The organism is Halopseudomonas bauzanensis (genome assembly GCF_900114735.1).
Lineage (GTDB): Bacteria > Pseudomonadota > Gammaproteobacteria > Pseudomonadales > Pseudomonadaceae > Halopseudomonas > Halopseudomonas bauzanensis.
Genome location: NZ_FOUA01000007.1, coordinates 12,856 through 29,130, shown reverse-complemented (window position 1 = coordinate 29,130; position 16,275 = coordinate 12,856). Strand labels below are relative to the sequence as shown.

General features: G+C 59.4%; 13 protein-coding genes and 3 tRNA genes. 7 read left to right on the top strand and 9 right to left on the bottom strand.

What is annotated here, in order from left to right; translation table 11 throughout:
- The first annotated feature begins 68 nt into the window (after window positions 1-68).
- A complete protein-coding gene (locus tag BM267_RS14170; RefSeq protein WP_074781231.1) occupies window positions 69-1,970 on the top strand; it encodes a DUF7844 domain-containing protein in 1,902 nt (633 codons plus the stop codon).
- A gap of 136 nt (window positions 1,971-2,106) precedes the next feature.
- Here the strand turns inward: BM267_RS14170 and BM267_RS14165 are convergent.
- Window positions 2,107-2,193: transfer RNA gene (locus BM267_RS14165), tRNA-Leu, on the bottom strand.
- Window positions 2,194-2,841: 648 nt separating this feature from the next.
- On the opposite strand from BM267_RS14165, the gene BM267_RS14160 reads away from it, so the two are divergent.
- The 3 genes from BM267_RS14160 (at window position 2,842) to BM267_RS14150 (ending at window position 4,406) form a co-directional block, all read left to right on the top strand.
- Window positions 2,842-3,225: a hypothetical protein gene (locus BM267_RS14160; RefSeq protein ID WP_074781166.1), complete on the top strand. Its 384-nt coding sequence runs from the start codon at window positions 2,842-2,844 to the stop codon at window positions 3,223-3,225.
- 90 nt (window positions 3,226-3,315) lie between these two features.
- Window positions 3,316-3,717 (top strand): antitoxin Xre-like helix-turn-helix domain-containing protein, encoded by a 402-nt coding sequence (locus BM267_RS14155; protein WP_074781164.1) that lies wholly within the window; start codon window positions 3,316-3,318, stop codon window positions 3,715-3,717.
- The gene (locus tag BM267_RS14150) at window positions 3,711-4,406 is read left to right on the top strand and encodes an RES family NAD+ phosphorylase (RefSeq protein WP_074781162.1); all 696 of its coding nucleotides are present in this window, start codon (window positions 3,711-3,713) and stop codon (window positions 4,404-4,406) included. The genes BM267_RS14155 and BM267_RS14150 overlap by 7 nt, the downstream gene beginning before the upstream one ends.
- Window positions 4,407-4,516: 110 nt before the next feature.
- Here BM267_RS14150 and BM267_RS14145 read toward each other — a convergent pair.
- The 6 genes from BM267_RS14145 to BM267_RS14120 all read right to left on the bottom strand — a co-directional run bounded on the left by BM267_RS14145 (window position 4,517) and on the right by BM267_RS14120 (window position 9,861).
- Window positions 4,517-4,590 (bottom strand) — tRNA-Cys (locus tag BM267_RS14145).
- 42 nt (window positions 4,591-4,632) lie between these two features.
- Window positions 4,633-4,708, bottom strand: a tRNA-Gly gene (locus BM267_RS14140).
- 62 nt (window positions 4,709-4,770) lie between these two features.
- On the bottom strand, window positions 4,771-5,343 hold the full coding sequence (gene pgsA / locus BM267_RS14135; protein ID WP_036989959.1) for a CDP-diacylglycerol--glycerol-3-phosphate 3-phosphatidyltransferase: 573 nt from the start codon (window positions 5,341-5,343) through the stop codon (window positions 4,771-4,773).
- A gap of 31 nt (window positions 5,344-5,374) precedes the next feature.
- Window positions 5,375-7,204 (bottom strand): excinuclease ABC subunit UvrC, encoded by a 1,830-nt coding sequence (gene uvrC / locus BM267_RS14130; RefSeq protein ID WP_036989960.1) that lies wholly within the window; start codon window positions 7,202-7,204, stop codon window positions 5,375-5,377.
- Window positions 7,201-7,851: a UvrY/SirA/GacA family response regulator transcription factor gene (gene uvrY, locus BM267_RS14125; RefSeq protein ID WP_036989962.1), complete on the bottom strand. Its 651-nt coding sequence runs from the start codon at window positions 7,849-7,851 to the stop codon at window positions 7,201-7,203. Before uvrY ends, uvrC begins: the two co-directional genes overlap by 4 nt.
- A gap of 84 nt (window positions 7,852-7,935) precedes the next feature.
- Window positions 7,936-9,861, bottom strand: coding sequence for an acetate--CoA ligase (locus tag BM267_RS14120; RefSeq protein WP_074781160.1), 1,926 nt, complete (start codon window positions 9,859-9,861; stop codon window positions 7,936-7,938).
- Window positions 9,862-9,980: 119 nt separating this feature from the next.
- Here BM267_RS14120 and BM267_RS14115 point away from each other — a divergent pair, with 119 nt between their 5' ends.
- The 3 genes from BM267_RS14115 to BM267_RS14105 all read left to right on the top strand — a co-directional run bounded on the left by BM267_RS14115 (window position 9,981) and on the right by BM267_RS14105 (window position 14,097).
- Complete coding sequence (locus BM267_RS14115; protein ID WP_074781158.1) at window positions 9,981-11,915, top strand: putative nucleotidyltransferase substrate binding domain-containing protein; 1,935 nt, start codon at window positions 9,981-9,983, stop codon at window positions 11,913-11,915.
- A complete protein-coding gene (locus BM267_RS14110) occupies window positions 11,912-12,628 on the top strand; it encodes a 3'-5' exonuclease (RefSeq protein WP_083392531.1) in 717 nt (238 codons plus the stop codon). The genes BM267_RS14115 and BM267_RS14110 overlap by 4 nt, the downstream gene beginning before the upstream one ends.
- Window positions 12,629-12,822: 194 nt before the next feature.
- Window positions 12,823-14,097, top strand: a complete 1,275-nt coding sequence (locus BM267_RS14105; RefSeq protein WP_074781229.1) for an OmpP1/FadL family transporter — start codon at window positions 12,823-12,825, stop codon at window positions 14,095-14,097.
- A gap of 71 nt (window positions 14,098-14,168) precedes the next feature.
- On the opposite strand, the gene BM267_RS14100 is transcribed toward BM267_RS14105, so the two are convergent.
- On the bottom strand, window positions 14,169-15,938 hold the full coding sequence (locus BM267_RS14100; protein ID WP_074781156.1) for a sodium:solute symporter family protein: 1,770 nt from the start codon (window positions 15,936-15,938) through the stop codon (window positions 14,169-14,171).
- 18 nt (window positions 15,939-15,956) lie between these two features.
- Window positions 15,957-16,223, bottom strand: coding sequence for a DUF4212 domain-containing protein (locus BM267_RS14095; RefSeq protein WP_036989967.1), 267 nt, complete (start codon window positions 16,221-16,223; stop codon window positions 15,957-15,959).
- Between the last annotated feature and the right edge of the window lie 52 nt (window positions 16,224-16,275).

The window sequence follows — 16,275 nt, the reverse complement described above, 5'->3', positions numbered from 1 at the left end:
AGCGGTTAGCCAGCTTGGGTAAGGCGTACTCCATCGCAGGTCAGCTGCTGTTGGTCGGCGCCTTGCTGATGAGCCCTATCGCCACGGCGGGGTTGCAGCTGGACCTGGACCAGAGCCAGCTCACCCCGGCCCAAGTGCAGGTCAGCCAGACGCTGCTCGCGGAGGCCACCGCGGCGCTCCCCCCCTCGCTGGTTGAGCAACTGGACCGGACCGTGCCGGTGCGCTGGCGTGACCTGCAGGAATCGGTATTCGGGCGCGCCACGCCTGGCGGCACGCTGGAGCTGAACCGGCATTGGCTGACGGACCTCAGCGCCGGGCACGAGGACCGTTTCCCCGACGGGCGCCAGCACGGCACCTTGCGCCAGGAACTGCTCGCCACGCTGATTCACGAGATTGCTCACCTGTATGATCGCGGTCGCTCCTGGCAAGCGGAACAGCGTTCTCTGCTGCGCCACTGCCGCAACCGTTACCAAGCCCAGGGCAAGGCCGGCTTGCCTGCGGAATGTCGCGGCCAGACCGAACGCCGCTTTACCCTGAGCGACGACCCGCGCTTTCTCGATCTGGCCGGCTGGGCGCAACAGGCGGGTCGCCGAGGTATACGAGAATCTGATAATCACCAGTCCTACCGCAGCCCGGACAATTATGAGCTGCACAGCCCGGCAGAATACCTGGCGGTCAATCTCGAATACTTCCTGCTCGATCCGCAATACGCTTGCCGGCGCCCGGCTCTGCATGCGTATTTCAGAGATCACTTCGACTGGGCACCGCCAGCGGCAGATTGCCCCGGCGAAGTCCCCTACCTGTATGCCGGACTGGACGCACAGCGTCCGGCCCTGGGCTCGCTGGACCCCGAACGCATCTATGCGGTCCACTATCTGCTGGCCGAGCCCAACGAGCAATGGGCCAGCCGCTGGGGGCACAGCATGCTGCGGCTGGTGGTCTGCGCGCCAGGCCGCCCGCCCGGCCCGGATTGTTTGCTCGATCTGGATCACCACCTGGTGCTGTCCTTCCGCGCCTTTGTCGATGACCTGCAATTGTCCAGCTGGGACGGACTGATCGGCAACTACCCTTCGCGGCTGTTCATGCTGCCGCTGCAGAAGGTGGTCGATGAATATACCCGACTGGAACTGCGCGGCCTCAGTTCGATACCGCTGCGAATGGATGAACAGGCGCGCCGCCAGCTCGCCCTGCAGGCCGCGACCCTGCACTGGAGTTATGACGGCACCTATTATTTCATCAGCAACAACTGCGCTGTCGAAACCCTGAAATTGTTGCGCAGCGGCAGTGCGCTACCCCAATTGCAGGATATTGACAGCCTGACACCCGCTGGCTTGCTGGAAGTGCTCAACGCTCGTGGGCTGGCGGATCTGCGGCCATTGCAGGACCGTCAGGCGGCGCTGCGCCAGGGTTACTATTTCGATTCCTATCGGGAGCGTTACCAGCAGATGTTTGAGGTCATTCGCAGTCGATTGCGGATACCTATCGAGCGTATTGAAGACTGGCTGGCCAACCCCGCAGATCAGCGGCAGGCCTGGTTCGCCGCAGCGGACACCCGCTCCACCGCCGCCCTGCTGGTACTGGAAGAAGCTATTCGGCGCCGCCAGATGCTGTTGATTCAGCAGGATCTCAAGCAACGATTCCTGTCTTCGGATGCCCCACCAGCACTCACCGAAACCGCCCAGTTGGTGCAAGGACTGCTGAGCGCCAGCAGCTTTCTGAGCCGTCCTGGGGAATTATTGGACGAAGGCTACGGCTTGCCGCAACCGCAGGAATCCCAACGCTTCATCGAACTTGCTGGTGCCAGACAACAGGCACTGTTGACCACAGCCGATGACGTCGAGCAGCGCCTGCTATCGCTGATCAATCCACAACAACGTCAGCAGCTGGACGCCACGAACGGCAATATCAGCCTGCTGGCGCAGCAATTGCGACGATTGCATGAGGAGTCCGGTGGGATTCAGTTGCCGTGATTACACTCAGCGACAATGCACCCACCCAGTAATACCAGGCGCGCTGAGTGATTGAGCTATCAGGAGAAATTGCGCAGCAGTTGCTATGTTGCGGACCAACGAGATAACGAGGCCTATGCCTGTAACCCATGGTTATTGGTGCCCGGAGCCGGAATCGAACCGGCACGATGTTGCCATCGAGGGATTTTAAGTCCCTTGCGTCTACCAGTTTCGCCATCCGGGCTGGCTGGCACTTGGGTTTGAACATGACCTGCAAGATGGATCTTGATCCAGCCATAACTCCAAGAGATTCAGAATGTTACACAGATCATATCGCCGTAACAAGGACTTTCTTCGAGACTCGGGGCCGACCGACAAGCTGAACCATCAGCTCAATGCCACCTCCAATCAAGAGAGCCATTCAAGGTCCTCAGGAGGTTAGTCATGAGTATTGATCCGCTTGATCTTCCGCAAGAACAGCAGCCGGTACCAGGGCAGCGTCCAGGCCAGGGGCCGAACCCGGGTACGCCTCCAGAACGCGCCCCGACAGAGCCGCCGGGACCGGATGATGTGCCGCAGCAAGCTCCGGAGGAGGCTCCTGATATGGTGCCGAAGCCCAGGGCGCAGCCGCCAGGAACAGTGCCGGGGCCAGATGAGCCGGATATACCTGATCGAAGTGAGCCGCTTTGACAGAAATGCTGTCCCTTCCCGAGATGACTCACGCCATTTTCGTCCCGCCGCAATAGCGCCTGGAAAGCTTGATACGGCCAGCGCTTAACACCTATTGATCAGACGCCCCCTTGTTCGCCCCTTCAGCAAAATCGCTGTTCACGGGTTACACTTCTGAATTCTACTCCGTAGAATTCCACAACGTAGAACAAGGCGAGAGACGATGAAGAAGCAATTTCAATTGAGAAGTCGCAAGGAAGTCCATTGGACTCGGCAGTGGCTATTGGGCCAGATACAGGGTGGTCGGTTGTCTCTGCGTTATCAGCTGATTGAGCTGCTGGATACTGCGGAGCAGGTGCAGCAATTGGTTGACCAGCAATTGGATTCGGAATCCCGTACACGCTTGCAAAAAGCGCTTTCCGCCAGGCGAGCACGGGAAGCAGCCCTTCCGACTCGCAAGGGGGCACCTTCTACGCGAATGGTACGAACCGAGGTAACCGCACTGGCACGTGAGATGCTGCATACCGTTGCTGCCTCCAGAGGAGTTACTACCTCCGAGCTGATTACAAAACTGCTTGAGGATGAATACGGCAGGGTTGCGCGCTGATCACCATTGAGCCTGTCGCAACATCTGCAGACATGCTATTCTATAATTGCATTCTCCAGACAACCACTGGATAGCAAGCGGGTAGATAAAATGTCATTAGCAGATATTCAGAAAATCAGCGCCGAGAAACACCAGAGCACCGTGGGCTTGCGCACAGCGGTAACGATCATGGAGCGCTGGGGTGCTTCACGGGAGCAGATGTCGCGGATTCTGCGTGTTTCCGGCAGCACCCTGGCCCGGGCCAAAGCCGGTAACGGGACCATTGCCCTGGATAATGATCAGCTCGACCGAATCAGTTATGTGCTCAATATCCATGGGACGTTGCGGCTGATCTTCGACAACCCCGACAACGTGTATGGCTTCCTCAAGCTGCCCAACGACAATGCCTTTTTCAACGGCCGCCAGCCGCTGAGTGTCATGGCTGACGGCAGCTTTGCATCACTTTACGAAACGTTTCGCCGAATCGACGGGCTGCGGGGGGCAATGTGGTGAACTGGGTCGACCTGCCCGAGGTCGCTCCTGGCACCGCAACCGGCTACCGCCTGGTCAACTCCAAGTATCCACCCATCGCCCTGTTCGACGATGTAGCTGATCCTGAAGAATTCGAGGCGCTGCATGAGCTCCAGGCGCGAACCAACCCGCGCTTGTTGAACGAGGCCGGGCGACTTGAGTTCATGCGCCGCACCGATATCCCCTTCGGCATCCCCGGCTGTTCCTATGCGGTAGCGCCCTTCACTCATATCAATCCTGCCGGCTCGCGCTTCAGTGATGGTAGCTTCGGCGTCCTCTATCTGGGGGACTCGATCACTACGGCCCTGGCGGAGGTGCAATATCACCAGCAGAGCTATTGGAGCGGCGTGAAAGGCCTCGCCTTCGACCGCATCCTGCTGCGCGGGCTGTGCTGCCAATTCGACCAGACCGGTTTGCGCGACCTGACCGGTATCACGCCTGACCATCCGATCTACGACCCCGACAGCTATGCGGCCGCGCATGTCGCTGGCGCCAGCCTGAAGCACGCGGGGATACCGGGCCTGAAATATCACTCAGTCCGCAGCCCGGGCAATACTTGCTGGGGACTGCTGACTCCGAGACCGGTGCACTCCATCGTGCAAGCCACCCACTACGAAATGATTTGGGACGGCAAGGCGATTTCCAGCGTGAACAAGATCGCCTCGGTCTAAAGGCGGAGCGGACTCGCATCGCGGTATTTTTGAGAATGCTGCGGAAACGGTTCGCAGAAAGACAGAAAGCAAAAAGCCCCGCAGACGTAGAATCTGCGGGGCTTTAATACTGGAGGCCGAGGTCGGAATCGAACCGGCGTTCACGGATTTGCAATCCGCTGCATGACCACTCTGCCACCCGGCCTCGAAGGGGGCTGCTGTGCTGCTACTGCAACACAACTGAATATGGAGCGGGAAACGAGACTCGAACTCGCGACCCCGACCTTGGCAAGGTCGTGCTCTACCAACTGAGCTATTCCCGCTCTGGAACGGCGCCTATTCTATCTTTCTCCGACGCCCTGTCAAGTCATTGATTCAAAAAAGTTTATCTGTCGTTTTTTTCGCCAGCATCGGGGCGCAGGTGCGGCCAGGCCGCGCGCAGATAGGCCACCATGGACCACAGCGTCAGCGCGGCAGAAATCATCAGCAGCACATACCCGAGAACGACCCAGGCAGTCATTGGCAAGGCCGGGTTGGCCAGCAGCACAACCAGGGCGATCATCTGGGCGGTGGTCTTGTATTTACCCAGGTTGGAGACGGCTACCTGCGACCGTGCGCCAAGCTCGGCCATCCACTCACGCAAGGCGGAGATGACGATCTCACGGCCGATGATGACCACCGCCGGCGCCGTTACCCAGAAATTGCTGTGACTCTGCACCAGCAATACCAGTGCCACGGCAACCATGAGTTTGTCTGCCACCGGGTCGAGAAAAGCACCGAAAGGGGTACTCTGCTCCCATTTGCGCGCCAGATAGCCATCCAGCCAGTCGGTAATACTGGCCAGAGTGAAAATCACTGCGGCAGCCAGATAACTCCAGTGGAACGGCAGGTAATACAGCAGGATAAATACGGGGATCAGGCCAACCCGCATCAAGGTAAGAATATTCGGAATGTTCATAACGTCTCTGCGAACGGGTTTGGACAGCATTCTAGTCGCTATGCAGGGCAGTATATATCTGTTCTGCCAGTTTTTTGCTGATGCCGGGCGCCTTGGCGATCTCCACGGCGCTGGCGCGAGTCAGCTCCTGCAAGCCGCCGAAGTGTTTCAGCAGCTCTCTGCGTCGTTTCGGACCCACCCCGGCGATTCCTTCGAGGGTGGAGGTGTTTCGGGTCTTGCCGCGGCGCTGGCGGTGGCCGGTAATGGCGAAGCGGTGCGCCTCGTCGCGAATATGCTGAATCAGGTGCAGCGCCGGTGAGTGGCCGGGCAGCACCAGTTCATTGTGCGGGTCGTTCAGGTACAGAGTCTCCATGCCGGCCTTGCGGGTAACGCCCTTGGCCACGCCAAGCAGGGTCAAGTCATGAATGGCCAACTCCTGGAGCACTTCGCGAGCCATGTTCATCTGACCCTTGCCACCGTCAACCAGGAGAATATCCGGCATCTTGCCTTCACCATCGCGCAATTTGGCGAACCGCCGCATCAATGCCTGCTGCATGGCTGCATAGTCATCACCTGCGGTTACGCCCTCGATGTTGTAGCGCCGATAGTCGCTTTTCAAAGGCCCTTCGGGACCGAATACGACGCAGGACGCCACGGTCGATTCGCCACTGGTGTGGCTGATGTCGTAGCACTCCAGGCGGGTGGGAATCTCATCCAGCCCGAGCGCTTCCTGCAGCGCCTCGAAACGCGCCTGTACATTCTGCCGGTTGCCGAGCATGGAGGTCAGCGCCTGTTCGGCATTGGTAACCGCCATGCTCTGCCAGCGGCTGCGCGTGCCCCGCACCCGGTGAGTGAAGTTGACCGCCCGGCCCCGTGCCTGCGCCAGCGCATCGGCGATAACGGGCAGATCCTCAGGGACTGCGTTGAGGATGATTTCCTTCGGCAGCTCCCTTTCGCCGGTGCCCAGATAGTATTGCGGCAGGAAAGCCGCGAGAACTTCACCGGGGGTCTGTTCGATTGGCACCCGCGGGAAGTGGTTGCGACTGCCCAATACCCTGCCCTGCCTGACCATGATGACGTGAACACAGGCGCCGCCCGGCGTCACGGCGGCGGCAATGACGTCCACGTTGCCATATTCGGTATCGATGTTCTGCTGATCCTGCACCCGCCGCAGTTGGCCGATCTGATCACGCAGCTCGGCGGCCCGCTCGAAGTCGAGATTCTGTGCAGCGCTCTCCATGGCCTGGGTCAATTCATCCGTCAGAGCATTGCTGCGCCCTTCCAGAAACATGACCGAATGCCGCACGTCCTCGGCGTACTCCTCCTCGCTGACGAAGCCAACACAGGGCGCCTTGCAGCGCTTGATCTGGTATTGCAGACAGGGCCGGGTACGGTTGCGGAAATAGCTTTCCTCGCACTGACGCACTTTGAAGGTCTTCTGCAGCAGGCTCAGGCTCTCGCGGATCGCACCCGCGCTGGGATAGGGGCCAAAATAGCGTCCCTTGGCCTTTTTGGTCCCCCGATGCAGTCCGAGCCGTGGATAGGCGTCCAGACTGGAAAGATAGACATAGGGGTAGGATTTATCGTCGCGTAACAGAATGTTGTACGGCGGGCGCGAAACCTTGATCAGGCTCTGCTCAAGCAACAGCGCCTCGGTTTCGTTGGCCGTGACGGTGGTGTCGATGTGCCGGATACGCGCTACCAGCGCCGCGGTCTTGGGGCTCAGCCCGGTCTGGCGGAAGTAACTGGACAGGCGTTTCTTCAGGTTGTTCGCCTTGCCAACGTACAGCAACTCGCCGTCGGCATCGAACATCCGGTAGACCCCCGGCTTGCCGGTTACCGCTGACAGGAAGGCCGCGGCATCGAATCCTTCCGGCTTCATGCCTGGCTGAATGTGGCGTCGATCATGCCATGACGCACTGCCAGCAACGTCAGCTCCACATCACTGGTGATGCCGAGCTTTTCGAATATACGGTAACGGTAGGTGTTCACGGTCTTGGGACTGAGGTGAAGCTTGTCGGAAATGCCTTGCACCTTTTCACAGCCGACAATCATCAGCGCAATCTGCATCTCCCGCTCCGACAGCGCATCGAAGGGCCCCACATTGCCCGGTTCGTACATCCGCGCCAGCAGCAGCTGGGCAATATCGGGACTGATATGGCGTTGGCCGGCCACCACCTTGCGAATGGCGTTGACCATCTCTTCCAGGGCGGCCCCCTTGGTGACGTAACCGGCAGCTCCAGCCTGCATCAGACGAGTCGGGAAAGGCTCTTCGTCACAGGCGGTAACGGCGATAACCTTGATGCTGCGATCATGCTGCAGCAGCTTGCGGGTGGCTTCCAGGCCGCCGATTCCCGGCATGCGTACATCCATCAGAACGACATCCGGCTTCAACGCTCGTGCCTGGGTGATGGCCGTTTCGCCGCTGTCCGCCTCTCCCACAATGGACAGTCCGGGCACGTCACCGAGCATTCGGGTGATTCCCATGCGCACCAGATCATGATCGTCCACCACCAATACCTTGATCACCGTTTACCCCTTTCATGAGCACAGCGGGTGTAGCTTCTAAATGCCGCAATATCCCGCAACCGCGCCACGATAGCAAATTGGTGATTATTGTGAAACGCCAACGACCTCCGCCCCCTCCGGCGTCTGCAACAATAGCGCCAGTTCATCCAGGCAGCCGGGGTCATCGATGGTAGACGGCGCCGTCCATTCCTCGCCCCGCACCATTTGTCGCAGAACTCGCCGGAGGATCTTGCCCGAGCGGGTTTTCGGTAGCCGACTGACCACCAGGGTGCGCTGATAGCACGCCAGTGCTCCGATCTCCTCGCGTAGCAGTGCCGCCAGCTCCGCACTCAATCGGACTGCCTCGATGGTGACATCGTTCTTCAGCACTACCAGTCCGACCGGCAACTCTCCCTTGATTGCATCAGGCACACTGATGACCGCACATTCGGCCACCGCTGGATGCGAACCCAGCACTTCTTCCATCTCCCCGGTGGACAGCCGGTGGCCGGCCACGTTGACGATGTCATCGGTACGGCCCATGACGAAAAGATAGCCATCGGCATCGATATAGCCGGCATCACCCGTCTGGTAGTAGCCGGGAAACTCGCTCAGGTATCCGGTCTGCAAGCGCTCCGGGCTACCCCAGATGGAAGTGAGGCAGCCCGGAGGTAACGGCAGGCGGATAACGATGTTGCCCTGCTCGCCCGACGCGACCGGTTGCCCCTGGTCATCGAGGATCGCCAACTGGTAACCGGGCATCGGGAAAGTCGCCGAGCCGGGACGGGTTTCGGCAAGACCGTAACCCGCCGGGTTGGCAGCGACCGCCCAGCCGGTTTCCGTCTGCCACCAGTGATCCAGTACTGGCCGCCGGATATGTTCGTGCAACCATTCCCAGGTAGGCGGATCAAGGCGCTCTCCCGCCAGGTACAGCCGCTCCAGTTGACTCAGGTCATACCGACCGGCCAGCTCGGCACGGGGGTCCTCCTTGCGGATGGCCCGGAAGGCGGTGGGCGCAGTGAATAGCGCCTTGACGCCATGCTCGGCACACACGCGCCACACCGCGCCCGCATCCGGTGTGCGTACCGGTTTGCCTTCGAACATGACGGTGGTGCAACCGGTCAACAACGGCCCGTAGACGATATAGGAATGACCGACCACCCAGCCGACATCCGATGCCGCCCAGAATACCTCTCCCGGCTGCATGCCATAGACCGCCTCCATGCTGTAACGCATCGCCACGGCATGGCCGCCGTGGTCGCGCACCACGCCCTTGGGCTTGCCGGTGGTCCCAGAGGTATAGAGGATGTACAGCGGGTCCGTTGCCGCGACCGGCACGGCATCAGCCGGGACTGCCGCTGCCAACTGCTGACGCCAATCCAGGTCTCGCCCGGGTTGCAACCCGACAACCGCCTGGGGTCGTTGCAGCACCACGCAATGGCGGACCGGATGATTTGCCCGGGCAATCGCCTGGTCCACCAATGGCTTGTATTCCACCACACGGTCAACCTCGATACCGCAGGAGGCCGTGAGGATGATGTCGGCTTGGGCATCATTGATGCGTACCGCCAGCTCGTTGGCCGCGAACCCGCCGAAGACCACGCAATGTACGGCCCCGATACGCGCACAGGCCAGCATGGCGATGACCGCTTCTGGCACCATGGGCATGTAGATGATGACCCGGTCGCCCTGTTTCACCTGCAGGCTGCGCAACATACCCGCACAGAGCGCTACCTGTCGGTGCAGTTCGGCATAGCTGATATGCGTCTTGGTACCGGTCACCGGCGAGTCATGAATAATGGCCACCTGCTCTCCCCGGCCGTCTTCGATGTGCGCATCCAATGCCAGCCAGGCAGTGTTCAGCTTGCCATCGGGAAACCATTCGACCAGGCCGGGGCTGACGTCGCTTGGCTGGCAGGTGATGTTTGGAGGGGTGTGCCATCTCAGCCTGGCGGCATGATCGGCCCAGAACAGCTCGGGATCACGGATCGCGCGTTGCCGGGCGAGGACATAATCAGGGGGTGCGGACATGATCGTCTCCTTATTGTCATATCAACCTAGACCATCCTGCTGAAAACGAAACTAGACTTACGTCGGATGGGCTGCACGCGGCAACCAAGGTGAACTATCCCTTTCGGAGAGAGGCGCAGATGAGCAGAGACGACTCGCTCGATCAGATGGGCAGGACCGCCGTGAAGCAGAATATTCACGGCATCATGACCTTCCTGCTCGGCTACCCGCCATTCGATCAGATGGAGACCCATCATCTGGCCTGGCTGGTGGAGCATTGCCAGTTGCGCTTCTATGCCGCAGGGGATGCCATCATCCGCCCCAGCGACGGGCCGGTGCAGCATTTCTATATCGTCAAACAGGGGCAAGTGCGCGGCGAACGGCGGATCGCCGGGCAGGACACGCCAGACACTACCTTCGAGATCAGTATCGGTGAATGCTTTCCCCTGGCCGCTCTCATTGGCGATCGGGCCACCCGTACCGAGCATATAGCCGGGCAGGATACCTTCTGCCTGCTATTGCCCCGCGTCGATTTCAGTGAGTTGGTCGGCATATCTCCGGTGTTCCGTGATTTTGCCCTGCGCGGCGTCAGCAGCCTGTTGCAACAGGTCAATCTGCAGGTGCAACGCCAGGCGGCGGAAACGCTCGGCGCCCATTATTCACTGGACACCCTTCTGGCCCAGATTGCCATCCGCAAGCCGGTCAGTTGCTCTCCCGTCACGCCAATCGGCACCGCCGTCAGAATGATGCATGAAGCCAGCGTGGGCAGTATCGTCATCACCGATGCGCAGGCCGCGCCAGAGGGTATTTTCACCCTGCGCGATCTGCGCCGTATCGTTGCACACGGCGAGACCGATCTGCAGCGCCCCATCGTTGAGGTAATGACGCCGTCGCCCTGCTACCTGCCTTCAACCGCCAGCGCCTTCGATGCCGCCATCAGCATGACCCGAGAACATATTGCCCACTTGTGCGTGGTGGACCGGGGGCGATTGGTGGGCGTGGTATCCGAGCGTGACCTGTTTGCCCTGCAGCGGGTAGACCTGGTGCACCTGGCACGTGCCATCAGCCAGGCCGAAAGCATTGCCAGTCTGGTAGCGCTGCGCCGGGACATTCGTCATCTGGTCGACAGCATGCTGGCCTATGGCGCATCTGCTGGCCAGGTCACCCACATTATCACGCTGCTCAACGACCACAGCGTATGCCGGGTCATCGAGTTGTGCCTGCGCCAGCATGGCGACCCCGGCGTTCCCTTCACCTGGTTATGCTTCGGCAGCGAGGCCCGACGCGAGCAGACGCTGATGACCGACCAGGACAACGGCATGCTGTTCGAAGCGGAGAATGCCGACCAGGCCGCGGCCTACCGTCAACAACTGTTACCACTGGCACAGCAGATCAACCAGGCGCTGGCCGAATGCGGGTTCACCCTGTGCAAGGGCAACATCATGGCGAGTAATCCCGAGCTCTGCCTGTCCCGTGCCGAATGGCAGGCCCGCTTTACCCGCTGCATCCAGTCGGCCACGCCGGAGAACCTGCTGGCGTCGTCCATCTTCTTTGATTTTCGCGTGATCTGGGGCGAGCCGGCGGGTGCCCAGGCGCTGTTCGGCAGCGTACTGGACATGGTCGCACGCAATAGCACTTTCCAGCATCTGATGGCCCGCAACGCCCTCGCCCACCGCCCGCCGATCGGTCTGTTCCGCGACTTCGTCACCTCCCGCAGTGGCCGTGAGAAGGACACCCTGGACCTGAAGATCCAAGGGTTGACACCTTTTGTCGACGCTGCCCGAGTGCTGGCCCTGGCCCAGGGTATCAGCGAGACAAGTACAATCCGCCGGTTACAATTGCTCAAGCAGCAAGAGGCGATCGCGGCCCTGGATGCCGATGCCTATACCGAGGCCTATGAGTTCATCCAGCTTATCCGAATGCAGCAGCACCAGCGTCAGGAGCGTGAGCGACAGCCGCTCAGCAACCGCCTCGTACCCGACACCCTGAATCATCTGGACCGCCGCATCCTCCGCGAATCCTTCCGTCAGGCCCAACGCCTGCAGTCCAGCCTGGCCTTGAGATACCAGCTATGAAGCTGCGCAGTCTGCTCTTGCGTGGTCGTTCAACTGGTCTCACACCGGCGATGACGGCTCGCCGGTCTGCCTTGCCCGCACCCCAGCCCATCGACAGCACACCGATTGATCAAGCGCGACTGGTGGTACTGGATCTGGAAACCAGCGGGCTCGACCTGCAACGCGATGAAATCCTTTCCATTGGCGCCGTGGCGATTATCGGCAACACCTTGCAGATGGCTGACCAATTCGAATGCACACTGCTACGTCCAGCCCATCGCGCCAGCCAGGCTACCTTGCTGCATGAGATCGCGCCCAGCGAGGTCCATGCCGGTTGCCCCGCCGAGGAAGCGCTGCTCGGCCTGCTGGAATTCGCAGGCCGCTGCGTCTTTGTGGCTTTCCATGCGGGTTTCGATCAGCGCATGCTCAGCCGCGGCCTGCGCCAGGACCTGGATTACCGTCTACAGCATCGCTTTCTGGATGTGGCCGAACTGGCGCCCATGTTGTTTCCCGAAGCAGCCCGGAAGTGCTCGACGCTGGACGATTGGCAGCAGCACTTCCGATTAGTCAACAGCGAGCGCCACAATGCCGCCGCCGACGCTCAGATCAGCGCTGAGATCCTGCTGATCTTGTTGCACCGAGCCGCCACTCAGGGCACTGCTACACTGGCAGAACTGAACAATCGACTGGTGCTCTGGCGGCGGCTCAATCTGGTGCGCTCCAGCGGCTTCTAATTCACCCCCTCGGTCTGCGGCACAACACCATAAGCCACACGGATGCGGCGTGACTGATCAGTCTCTAGCCAATTCAATGGCCGTTTACGTTTTTTAACGTGAATTATCGGAAATTCAGGACATAACCCATAGCGATACGGTTTCTTTCCTGCTAGTTTCCGCGCCTCCAACAAAGTCAACAGGAGTACCCGATGATCAAACACGCTTGGTTCAAAACCACCCTGGCCGTAGCCGTAGCCAGTGCCTCCTGCCAGTTGATGGCCAACGGGTTGGCCATCAACGAGCAAAGCGTCAGCGGCATGGGTACCGGTTTCGCTGGCCGCTCCTCCTCCGCCCAGGATGCCAGTACCGTGTTTGGTAATCCGGCGGGTATGTCGCGCCTGGATCGCGCCGAGATCAGTGGTGGTTTTGCGGCAATCAAAGCCAGCACCGATATCGACGCTGCCAGTCCAAACCCTGCCACTGGTACGAATCTTGTCCAGGGCACCAACAAGGGTGATATCGCGCCCGAGGCAGCTGTTCCGTTCGCCTATTATGTTCGCCCCCTCAACGACAAGTGGCATTTCGGCCTTGGCCTCTATGTCCCGTTCGGTGTGATCAGCGATTATGAAAGCACTTCTCAGGGCCGGGATCTCGGTCTCTACAGCAAAGTGCAGGTGATGACACTGCAGCCGACACTCAGCTACCGTATCAATGATCGCGTAGCCGTCGGTTTCGGCCCAACCATCAACAAGATCGACGGCAAGCTGACCAGCAACCCCATCGCGGTCCTTGGCTCCCCCGCTGAGGTAAACATCAAGGGTGATGATATCGGCTACGGCTTCAATGCGGGTATTCTGGTAGATATAACCGACCGCCTGGCCTGGGGCTTCACCTATCACTCCAAGGTGGAATACGAACTGGAAGGACGGATCCGTAACACCGGCTTCCCTCCGGTTGCGCCCATGCCGGCCAATGGCAGCCACAAGGCCACTCTGGATTTCACCTCGCCCGAGTCGGCTGACACGTCGGTCACTTACAAGGCCAACGACAAATGGACTCTGTATGCCGGTGCCACCTGGACCCGCTGGAGCCAGCTGGATAGCATCGTAGCGGAGCTCAAGCAGCCTCTACCGGGCTTTTCCGAAGTAAGTGAAGACCTGAACTGGGACGACACCTGGTCCTATGCCATCGGTGTTGCCTATCAGCTCAACCCATCTTGGGTACTGCGCAGCGGCTTCACTCTTGACGAGTCCCCCACCAGCAACGCTGATCGCACCGTGCGCATTCCGGTGAGCAACCGTAAGATCGTATCGCTGGGCGCAGGCTGGAATATCGACCAAGACTGGACCCTGGACTTCGCTTACGCCTACCTGCGCGAAAGCAAAGGACGGGTAAACCAGACCAACCACGCAACAGGCACCCAGTACGCCGCCGAATATCGCAACAGCGCCCACGGCGCCGGTGTGCAGGTAACCCACCGCTTCTGATCCTTCAGGCGGTAAAAGAAAAGGCCCCGGTTGCTTCCAACCGGGGCCTTTTTCTTCCAGCTCAGATTACATCAGTGAGCGATGGCACCTCCTGCTCCACGGGGCACACGGATATCTTCGATCAGGTGCTGAATCTCCTCCGGCGGCGCCTTGGTAACCGAGGCTACAGCGACAGACGCGATGAAGTTGAAGATCATTCCCAAGGTACCGATCCCTTCTGGCGAGATACCGAACCACCAGTGTTCAGCGGTATCCAGCTCAGGACTGATGAATTTGAAGAACACGATATAACTGAAGGTAAAGACCAGACCCACCGCCATACCGGCAATCGCACCTTCCTTGTTCATCCTCTTGGAGAAGATGCCCATCACAATGACCGGGAAGAAGGACGCCGCCGCCAGACCGAAGGCAAAAGCCACCACCTGCGCCACGAAGGCTGGTGGGTAAATCCCGAACAGGCCGGCGACGATCACCGCGACCCCCGCCGCAACGCGCGCTGCCAATAGCTCGCCCTTCTCGCTGATATCCTTCTTGAAATTACTCTTGAGCAGGTCATGCGAGATGGAAGTCGAAATAACCAGCAATAGACCTGCCGCAGTAGACAGCGCCGCGGCCAGACCACCAGCGGCAATCAGGGCCACCACCCAGCCTGGCAGGTTGGCAATCTCGGGATTGGCCAGAACCATGATGTCACGGTCCACATACAGTTCAGTTTCCGCTTCGGTCGGGGCGTTGCTTATCAGCCGCTCCCCGTTCGCACCACGCTCATTGGTAAACTGCGGAGCGCCAGCAAAAGGAGCACCTGCACCGTACTGAATGACACCGTCACCGTTCTTGTCCTGCCACGCAATCAGTCCGGCGTTCTCCCACGTCTTGATCCATTGCGGAGCCTCTTCATAAGCCACGCCAGGCACGTTGGTCAGCAGGTTGATGCGGGCAAAGGCAGCTACGGCAGGAGCAGTGGTGTACAGAATTGCGATGAACAACAGAGCGTAACCTGCTGATTTACGGGCATCACGAACCGTTGGTGTGGTGAAGAACCGGACAATCACATGGGGCAGACCCGCTGTACCTACCATCAAGGCCATGGTGATGGCGAACACGTCGATGGTGGACTTGGTGCCGTCGGTGTAAGAAGTAAAACCTAGCTCTGCACCAAGACCATTAAGACGATCCAGCACCGAGGTATCGGTGCCGGTCACGGTGTCACCAAAACCGAACTGCGGAATGGGGTTGCCCGTGATCAGGATGGAAATGTAGATAGCCGGGACCATATAGGCAAAGATCATCACGCAGTACTGCGCCACCTGCGTATAGGTAATGCCCTTCATCCCGCCCAGCACGGAGTAGAAGAACACGATGGCCATGCCGATGATGACGCCCATGTTGATATCGATCTCCAGATAACGGGAGAAGACAATACCTACCCCGCGCATCTGACCCGCCACATAGGTGAAGGAGATGAAGATCACACAAATCACCGCTACCACCCGTGCCGTTTGCGAGTAATAACGAGTACCGACGAACTCCGGCACCGTATACCGGCCGAACTTGCGCAGATAGGGGGCGAGACACATCGCCAGCAGCACGTAACCACCCGTCCAGCCCATCAGATACACACTACCGTCGTAACCGGTGAACGAGATGATACCCGCCATGGAGATGAAAGAGGCCGCCGACATCCAGTCAGCCCCGGTTGCCATGCCGTTGGCGATGGGATGAACGCCTTTGCTGGCGACGTAATACTCGCTGGTACTGCCAGCGCGGGTCCAGATCGCGATGGCTATATACAGCGAAAAAGTCGCCCCCACCATAAGATAAATCAGCGTTTGGGTTTCCATATGCAAGGCTCCTGATTGTTATTCTTCGTGGAGGTCGTACTTGCGATCAAGTTTGTTCATCTTCAACACGTAGATCAGGATCAGCACCAGGAAGCCATAGATGGCGCCTTGCTGGGCAAACCAGAAACCAAGTGGAAAACCAAAAAACTGGATTTGATTGAGTGCATCTACGAACAGAATGCCTGCGCAGAAAGATACGACGAACCAGATGACCAACAAGGTGATCATCAACCGCAGGTTCTCCTTCCAGTAGGCTCGGGCTGCGTCTTCTTTGGATAAAGACATGACTGTCTCCTATTGTTGTTTTTATATTGCAGCTTAAAACTAGCATTAGGAT

Bases quoted from the DNA above. Each gene is read 5' to 3' on its own strand.
- BM267_RS14170 (WP_074781231.1), top strand. From the start codon at position 69: ATGAGCCCTATCGCCACGGCGGGGTTGCAGCTGGACCTGGACCAGAGC.
- BM267_RS14160 (WP_074781166.1), top strand. From the start codon at position 2,842: ATGAAGAAGCAATTTCAATTGAGAAGTCGCAAGGAAGTCCATTGGACT.
- BM267_RS14155 (WP_074781164.1), top strand. From the start codon at position 3,316: ATGTCATTAGCAGATATTCAGAAAATCAGCGCCGAGAAACACCAGAGC.
- pgsA (WP_036989959.1), bottom strand. From the start codon at position 5,343: ATGAACATTCCGAATATTCTTACCTTGATGCGGGTTGGCCTGATCCCC.
- uvrC (WP_036989960.1), bottom strand. From the start codon at position 7,204: ATGAAGCCGGAAGGATTCGATGCCGCGGCCTTCCTGTCAGCGGTAACC.
- BM267_RS14120 (WP_074781160.1), bottom strand. From the start codon at position 9,861: ATGTCCGCACCCCCTGATTATGTCCTCGCCCGGCAACGCGCGATCCGT.
- BM267_RS14115 (WP_074781158.1), top strand. From the start codon at position 9,981: ATGAGCAGAGACGACTCGCTCGATCAGATGGGCAGGACCGCCGTGAAG.
- BM267_RS14110 (WP_083392531.1), top strand. From the start codon at position 11,912: ATGAAGCTGCGCAGTCTGCTCTTGCGTGGTCGTTCAACTGGTCTCACA.
- BM267_RS14100 (WP_074781156.1), bottom strand. From the start codon at position 15,938: ATGGAAACCCAAACGCTGATTTATCTTATGGTGGGGGCGACTTTTTCG.
- BM267_RS14095 (WP_036989967.1), bottom strand. From the start codon at position 16,223: ATGTCTTTATCCAAAGAAGACGCAGCCCGAGCCTACTGGAAGGAGAAC.